Annotated in this window: 5 protein-coding genes and 1 pseudogene; all 6 read right to left on the bottom strand. The window is 69.6% G+C overall.

Features of this window, described 5'->3' with window-relative positions; genetic code table 11:
• Window positions 1-144 precede the first annotated feature (144 nt).
• Window positions 145-1,716 (bottom strand): M4 family metallopeptidase, encoded by a 1,572-nt coding sequence (locus D183_RS0118035; protein ID WP_026144615.1) that lies wholly within the window; start codon window positions 1,714-1,716, stop codon window positions 145-147.
• Between the two features lie 940 nt (window positions 1,717-2,656).
• Entirely contained in the window at window positions 2,657-4,096 is a 1,440-nt protein-coding gene (locus D183_RS0118030; RefSeq protein WP_017910229.1) for a dihydrolipoamide acetyltransferase family protein, read from the bottom strand.
• A complete protein-coding gene (locus D183_RS0118025; protein WP_017910228.1) occupies window positions 4,093-4,443 on the bottom strand; it encodes an SH3 domain-containing protein in 351 nt (116 codons plus the stop codon). The genes D183_RS0118030 and D183_RS0118025 overlap by 4 nt, the downstream gene beginning before the upstream one ends.
• A 1-nt stretch (window position 4,444) precedes the next feature.
• Window positions 4,445-5,524 carry an alpha-ketoacid dehydrogenase subunit beta gene (locus tag D183_RS0118020; RefSeq protein WP_017910227.1) on the bottom strand — a complete coding sequence of 360 codons (1,080 nt, stop codon included), beginning with the start codon at window positions 5,522-5,524 and terminating at the stop codon, window positions 4,445-4,447.
• Complete coding sequence (pdhA, locus tag D183_RS0118015) at window positions 5,517-6,605, bottom strand: pyruvate dehydrogenase (acetyl-transferring) E1 component subunit alpha (RefSeq protein WP_017910226.1); 1,089 nt, start codon at window positions 6,603-6,605, stop codon at window positions 5,517-5,519. The genes D183_RS0118020 and pdhA overlap by 8 nt, the downstream gene beginning before the upstream one ends.
• 525 nt (window positions 6,606-7,130) lie before the next feature.
• Window positions 7,131-7,589: pseudogene (locus D183_RS25180) on the bottom strand (nuclease); the annotation flags it as partial.

The following is a 7,589-nucleotide window of genomic DNA, read 5'->3' as shown; positions in this document are numbered from 1 at the left end:
GCCCGCCGCGGCTGATCCCGAAAAGGGGACAAGCGCAGCTCCTACGCGACGATCGGCGAGAGCAGCTGTTGCCAATCCCCAATCCCCAATCCCGAACTGCAACGCACGGCCATCCATGCGGATGGCCGTGCGTGAGTGGGCAGGTTACTGCGGGCAGCTGACGCCGACCGCGGCGAAGGCATTGCGCACCGCGGTCACCGAGCGGCTCAGGTCGCTCGCGGCGGTCTGCACGCCGCAGGCGCCGCTGTTGAAGCTGGTGCTGGGCGTCCAGTACAGCTGGTTGGCGCGGGCGAATACCTCGAACGCGCTGCGCGTGTTCCAGCCGGAGGTGGTGGCAAGGGTGTAGAACGCCTTGTTGTAGACGCCCGAGGAGTAATGCACGTCCAGGCCGCTGCGATAGTTGGCGGCGTTGTCGATCGAGCTGCCGTCCTGCGTCGGGTTGGCCATGTAGCGCAGCGCACCGTTGGCCTTGAAGATCTCGGTGCCGACCTTGAAGTCGTTCGTGCCCTTGAGGTAGTACTCGGTGGCCTCGCCGGCCATGTCCGAGAACGCCTCGTTGATGCCGCCGGACTGGCCGGAATAGGTGAGGTTGGAATGCTGCTCGGTGAAGCCGTGCGAGACCTCGTGGCCGGCGACGTCGGCGCTCACCAGCGGATAGAAGCGCGTGTTGCCGTCGCCGAAGTTCATCGTCGAACCGTTCCAGAACGCGTTCTCGTAGCGCGTGCCGTAATGCACGCGCATCACCAGTTGGAAGGTCAGCGGCGCCACGCCGACGTAGCTGCGGTACATCTTCTCGATCACGCCGCCGAAGTAGTGCGCGTCGTTGATCGGCGAGTAGGCGCCGTTGATGGTCTTGTAGGTGTTACGCGGGCAGGTGAACTGGTACGCGGTGGTGCCGGAGCTGCCGCCGTTGAGGTTCACCGACTTGACGTTGCTGTTCTGCATGCGGCAGTTGTCGTCCACCTCCAGGAAGCCGTGGATGCTGTCGCTGCCGTACTCGTACTGGCCGGTCTTGGCGTTGCCGCCCGGGCCGGTGGCATCGCGCGTGGTCAGTGCGTCCCACTGCTTGAGGATGGCGCCGCTGCGCGCATCCACGATCACGAACGGCCTGCTCGGCGCGCCGCCGTTCGGCGCATCGGCGAAGAACGACACCACGTAGGCCAGGTGCGCGCGGTCGCTGTCGTCGAGATAGATCATCTGCGGCGCCTGCGCGCGTTCGATGCGGCGCTCGGCCTGGGCGGTGCCAAGCGCGACGCGCTGGGCCACACGCAGCGCGGCAGCGGCACTCAGCGAGGCACTGGCGGCGTTGGTGGCGGTGGCCGGCAGTTCGCTGGCCAGCCCGGCCACCGAGCGGCCGAACAGGCTGCGCACGCTGCCGTCGGCGCGCTCGCTGACGATCACTTGCTCGCCCCATACCGGAATGCCGCGGAAGGTCTGCTGGTAGCGGCGGTGCACGGTGCCGTCGGCATCGTCGCTGCTGCCGAGCAGGGTCAGCGCGGACTCGGCGTCCAGCCCGATCAGTTCGGCATGGCGCACCGCGGCCGCGGCTGGAATGCCGCCCACGCGCGCGGCGGCGCTGCGGTACTGAGTACCGAGGGTGTCCGGGTTCTTGGCGTGAAGATCCACGCGTTGCGCGGCGCTGGCGGAGGTGGCGGCGAGCGCGAGCAGCAGGGAGGGCAGCAGCACCGACGGACGATGATGACGTGGCAGAGTCATGAGCGGAATCCTCGAACGCAAGAAGGAAGGGCGCGCCGTCGCGGCAGCGGAGCGGCCGTGGCGCGATGCGTGGCATGACGTTCAGGGCAGTGCGGCCGATCGGCGCAGTGCCTCCCCCTGTGCAGCGACCATAACGGCGGCGTCGCGTCGCGTGGTAGACAGGTTGCGTTCAGGGTTTTTGCATCGAGCAGATGCGGTATCGCCGTCGCTGCGACGTGTGACGCGCAATCGCGCCAAGCGGTTCGCCATCACGGTGCATGCAGGTCGGCGGATGTGCACCGAATGCATGCGAAGCGATCGCAGCATCAATGCCGGACCGCCGGTAGCACTTGGTCCCTGCACTGTGGGAGGGGCTTCAGCCCCGACGCGCTGTGCTGGAATCGCTCGGGGGAGCATCCCGAAGTGTGTAGAGGACCGCAGAAAACACGCGCCCCTCTATGTCGCCGCTGAGGCCTGCGCTGCAGAACGGGCTCAATCCCAATGCCTTTAGTTCGTCGCGTCGGGACTGAAGTCCCTCCCACAATGGTGGTGCAGCCGCTGCGGCAGGGACAGCGGATGCCTCGCCTCGTGTCGGCCAGGGCGGCTGATGTGTAAAGAATGCACGCCGAAGCGATCGGTAGCGCGAATCCTAGGCCAGCCCGTAGTGCATGGTCGGTGCACTGTGGGAGGGGCTTCAGCCCCGACGCGCTGTGCTGGAACTGCTCGGGGAATGAATACGCGATTTTTGGAAGACCGCCGAGAACATGCCCTGTGACGTGACCTGCGTGGCATCCGCTGCAGAAAGGCTTGAGACCCACCGCTTTTTTGTTCGTCGCGTCGGGACTGAAGTCCCTCCCACAATGGGGATGCATACCACCAGGGCGGTGCATCTACTGCGTCAGCGCAGCAGATGCACCGTCTGGCGTCAGGCAGGTCGGCCGATCTGCAAGACGGCTGGCGCTCAGCCCGGCAGCGCTAGGTCGTCGATCATCGCGCGCAGGAAGCGCGCCGCTTCGCCGCCGGTGCAGGCGCGGTGGTCGAAGCTCAGCGACAGCGGCAGGATCTTGTGCGTTTCCACGCCGCCCATCACCGGCACCAACTGATGGCGCGCACGGCCTGCGGCGACGATGGCCACGCACGGCGGCACCACGATCGGGGTGGCGTAGCGGCCGGCGAACATGCCGAAGTTGGACAGCGAGATCGTGTAGCCGCTCAGCTCCGAGGCCGGAATGCTGCGCGCCTCCACCTGCTGGCGCAGGCGGTTGATGCCTTCGCGCACGCCGCGCGCATCGAGCATGTCGGCGTTGCGCAGGGCCGGCACGAACAGGCCGTCGTCGGTGTCCACGGCGATGCCGATGTCCACGTGCGCGTGCAGGGTGCGGGTCAGCGCCTCGCCGTCGAACCAGGCGTTGAGCGCCGGCACCGCCTGGCAGGCGGCGACGATCGCGCGCACCAGGCGCCCGGTGGTGTCGTTGCCCGGCGTCCATGCGTGCAGGTCGGCATCGTCGTTGAGCGTGGTCAGCACCACCTGGCGCTGCGCCTCGGCCATCACCCGCGCCATGTTGCGGCGCACGCCTTTCAGCGGCTCGGGCTGGCCCTGCACGGCCACGCCCGGCGGCTGCGTGCGCATCGGCTTGCCGGCGGCGGAGAGCGGGGTTCGTGCGGGTGCGGCTTGGGATGTGCGGGCCGGCGCAGGAGCGGCTTCAGCCGCGACGGCAGGGCTACGTGCAGTCGCGGCCGAAGCCGTTCCTGCAGCGGCGCCGGCTTTCGCCGAACCATCGGCCGCGGCCTGCTTGACGTCGGCCAGGGTGACTGCGCCGTCGGCGCCGCTGGCACGCACGCGGCCCAGGTCCACGCCCAGCTTCTTGGCCAGGGCGCGTACCGCCGGCATCGCGCGTACGCCGCCGACCGACACGGCCTGCTCGCTGTGCACGGTGTTGGAGCTCTGCATCGCGCCGACCACGGTGCCGGCATCGTCGCGCTCGCCCGCGGACTGCGCGTTGTCGGCGTCGTGCAGTTCGCCGCCGTCGTCGGAGGCGACCACGCGGTCGTCGGCCGCAGCGGTGTCCGCGCCGGCACCCTTGCCGGATGCGGCTGGTGCCGCGCCGCCATGGTGATGGCCGGTGTCCTGGCCTTCGGCGCGCTGCGGCAGGTTCGGGTCGGGCGCGAACTGCGCCAGCATGCTGCCGGTGACGACGATGTCGCCCGGCGCGCCGGCCAGCTTCAGCACCTTGCCGGAGACCGGCGAGGGCACTTCGACCACCGCCTTGGCGGTTTCCATCGACACCAGCGGCTCGTCCAGCCGGATGGTGTCGCCTTCCTTGACGAACCATTCGACGATGGTCGCGTCGGGCAGGCCTTCGCCCAGGTCGGGCAGATTGAAATTCTTGGTTTGGCTCATGTGGTCTCTTCCAGCAGTTCCAGGTCGCGTGCCGGCAGCCAGCCCTGCGTGCCGTCGGCGCGCTCGGCCCACCACCAGTCGCCGTATTCGTGATGCAGGACGACGGTGTCGCCCTGCGCGGCATCGAGTTCGCGCGCGTCGTAGTCGCGCATCGCCACGGCATGGCCGTCGCCGGTCGGCTGCAGCCAGGCCAGCGGCGCCCAGCCGGCGCTGCCGGCGGTGCCGGTGATCCAGACGAACGCCGGCCACTCTTCGTCGCGCACGCCCAGCGCGACCCGCTCGCCGGCGGCGATGCGGATCGGATGCGGATAGGCGGCGCGGTAATCGCTGATCAAACGTGCCTGCATATCAACCCGCGGCCATCGCCCGCTTGGCCGCCGCGACGATCTTGTCGGTGCTCGGCAGGTACTTCATTTCCAGCCGGAACAGCGGGATGTGGGTGTCGTAGCCGGTCACGCGCTGCACCGGCGCGACCAGGTCGTACATCGACTGCTCGGCCAGGCGCGCGGCGATCTCGGCGCCGAAGCCGGCGCTGCGCGGGGCTTCCTGCACGATCACGCAGCGGCCGGTGCGCGCCACCGACTCGGCGATGGTGTCGAAGTCCAGCGGGCGCAGCGTGGCCACGTCGATCACTTCGGCGCTGATGCCGTCGGCGGCGAGGCGGTCGGCGGCCTCCAGCGCTTCCTTGACCTGAGCGCCCCAGGCGACCAGGGTCACGTCGGTGCCGTCGCGCAGCACGAAGCACACGTCCAGCGGCAGCGCCTCGCCATCGTCGGCGACCACTTCCTTGTACTGCCGGTAGATGCGCTTGGGTTCCATGTAGATCACCGGATCCGGCTCGCGGATCGCCGCCAGCAGCAGGCCGTAGGCGCGCTGCGGCGAGGACGGCAGCACCACGCGCAGGCCCGGCACGTTGGTGAAGATGGCTTCGTTGGCTTCGCTGTGGTGCTCCGGCGCGCGGATGCCGCCGCCCCACGGCACGCGCAGCACCATCGGGCAGTGCAGGCGGCCACGCGTACGGGTACGCAGGCGCGCGGCGTGGCAGATCAGGTGATCGACCATCGGGTAGACGAAGCCGTCGAACTGCGCTTCGGCCACCGGCTTCATGCCCTGCGCGGCGAGGCCGACGCTGAGCCCGGCGATGGTGGTCTCGTCCAGCGGGGTGTCGAGCACGCGCTGCGCGCCGAAGCGCTGCTGCAGGCCGGCGGTGGCGCGGAACACGCCGCCGTTGACGCCCACGTCCTCGCCCAGCACCAGCACCGAGGGGTCGTGCTGCAGTTCCCAGGCCAGCGCCTGGGTCACCGCTTCGATCAGGGTAATGGGCGTGCTGGTCATCGGGCTGTCTCCGCGCGCGGTGGCGGCGCTGTGGGCGGTGCCGGCCGCAGGCGCGGCCGTGTGATCGGCGAGGCGGGGGCTCAACTCATCCATGGCGCTGCTCCAGGGCGATGGCCTCGGCGCGCTGCGCGAGCAGGTCCGGCGGCGGGTCGGCATACAGGTAGTCGAACATGGCTTCCACCGGCTGCACCGGGGTTTCCAGGTAGGCGTTGAGTTCGATGTCGGCCAGGCGCGCGCATTCCTGTTTCCACGCGGCTTCCTCTTCCTCGCTCCACAGGCCCTGCGCGCTTAACCAGGTGCGCAGCCGCAGCAGCGGCTCGCGTTCCCAGGCCTGCTTGACCTCGGCGTCGTCGCGGTAGCGGCGCGCGTCGTCGGCGGTGGTGTGGTCGGACAGGCGGTAGGTCATGAACTCGATCACCGTGCCGCCCTGGCCGGCCAGCGCGCGCTCGCGCGCCTGGCGCATCGCTTCGAGCACGGCGATCAGGTCGTTGCCGTCCACCTGCAGGCAGTGCAGGCCGCCGGCCAGGCCCTTCTGCGCCAGCGTCTGCGCACCGGTCTGCGCGTTGCGCGGCACCGAGATCGCCCAGCCGTTGTTGATCACGCACAGGATCAGCGGCAGCTGGTAGGCGCCGGCGGAGTTGAGCGCGGCGTAGAAGTCGGTCTTGGACGAGCCGCCGTCGCCGCAGGTGGCCACCGCCACCTGAGGTTCGCCGCGCAGCTTGAACGCCAGTGCGGCGCCGGCGGCGTGCAGGCACTGGGTGGAGATCGGCACGCAGATCGGGAAGTCGCGGGCGGCGTCGGAATCGCGCTGGAAATCGTTGCCGCGCTCGTCGCCGCCCCAGTACAGCAGCACTTCGCGCGGCCGCACGCCGCGCATGAACATCGCGCCGTACTCGCGGTAGCTGGGCGCCAGCACGTCGCCGCGGCGCATCGACGCGCCGATGCCGACATGGGTGGCCTCGTGGCCCAGGCAGGAGGCGTAGGTGCCCAGCTTGCCGGTGCGCTGCAGGGCCACCGCCTTGCTGTCGAAGGTGCGCACGTAGAGCATCTGCTTGAACAGCGCCAGCAGCGTCTGCGGGTTGGCCGAGTCGGCCGGAAGCGCGTCGCGGACCGGCTGGCCGCCCGCGTCGAGGTACTGCAGGAACTCAATTTCGAACTGGGCGGCGATGCTCATGGCGATGGCGCTCTCGACAACAAGTTTCAAATGATATGAGTCGGCATGTTAAGGAAGCCGTGCACAAAAGCCGTCGTGCACCGCAGCACGCGGCGATGCCGTATCGCACAAGAAAAGCGTGGTCGTGCCGCGTTGCCGATTGATGGCGTTGGGTATCGCCGATGTTGCACTGCGATGCATGCCGTTCATGTGCGCGTGGGTGTCCACCGGTGGCGGTGGTCCATGCCGGCGGTGCGGTGCGCGCTGGAGGCGAGAGTGTCGGACAAGGACAGAAGGCGCACACGTGCAGCAGCAGCGCAAGGGCATCGCGCATCTCCCGCTACGCACCCTCAAGCCGCATGGACGTCGCCTCGTAACAGCGGCTTCAGCCGCGACGGGCGTTACCGGGAATCCCCCATCGCGGCTGACGCCGCTCCTGCGCGATAGCGCTTTCGGCAGCGCGTGATCGGCGCCGGGTGGCGTTGCCCCAAGCAAAAAGGGCGTGGCCTTGCGGCCACGCCCTTTCGTCTGCACCGCTTGCCGCGATCAGCGGCCGAACAGGCGCAGCCCCTCCACGCGGGTGCTCAAGCGCGCGCTGTTGTCGCTCGGGTCGGCATCGGCCGAGGTCGAGCCGGCGCTGGCGCCGATCACGATCTGGCGGTCGGCCGGCAGCGGCCGTGTCGCCAGGCTCAGGCGGAACGCGGCGCTGGCGCCCGGCGCCAGGTCGGCGCCGCTGCGGCACTGGAAGCGCGCGCTGCGCAGGCCGTGGTTCTGCCGCACGCACTGCCAGCCGCGCGGCGGCACCAGCGCAGTGAGCGCCGACAGGGTGCTGCCGTCGATCTCCAGGCTGGCGCCCTGCACCGGCGCATTGCCGTGGTTGCGCACGTCGATGCGGTAGTCGGCGAAGAAGGCGAAGAACGGCAGGGTGGCCGGGCCGTCGATCGACACCGCCAGGTCGCCGGCCGGACGCGCCTGCACCGCCACCGTGGCGCCGCCGGCGACCTG

Origin of the sequence: Xanthomonas sp. SHU 199, assembly GCF_000364665.1 — a bacterium.
Taxonomy (GTDB): Bacteria; Pseudomonadota; Gammaproteobacteria; order Xanthomonadales; family Xanthomonadaceae; genus Xanthomonas_A; species Xanthomonas_A sontii.
The sequence above is the reverse complement of the archived record's forward strand: the minus strand, read 5'-3'. Positions and strand labels throughout refer to the sequence as shown.

Coding starts and splice junctions, on each gene's coding strand:
- D183_RS0118020 (WP_017910227.1), bottom strand. CDS start 5,524: ATGGATGAGTTGAGCCCCCGCCTCGCCGATCACACGGCCGCGCCTGCG.
- D183_RS0118025 (WP_017910228.1), bottom strand. CDS start 4,443: ATGCAGGCACGTTTGATCAGCGATTACCGCGCCGCCTATCCGCATCCG.
- D183_RS0118035 (WP_026144615.1), bottom strand. CDS start 1,716: ATGACTCTGCCACGTCATCATCGTCCGTCGGTGCTGCTGCCCTCCCTG.
- D183_RS0118030 (WP_017910229.1), bottom strand. CDS start 4,096: ATGAGCCAAACCAAGAATTTCAATCTGCCCGACCTGGGCGAAGGCCTG.
- pdhA (WP_017910226.1), bottom strand. CDS start 6,605: ATGAGCATCGCCGCCCAGTTCGAAATTGAGTTCCTGCAGTACCTCGAC.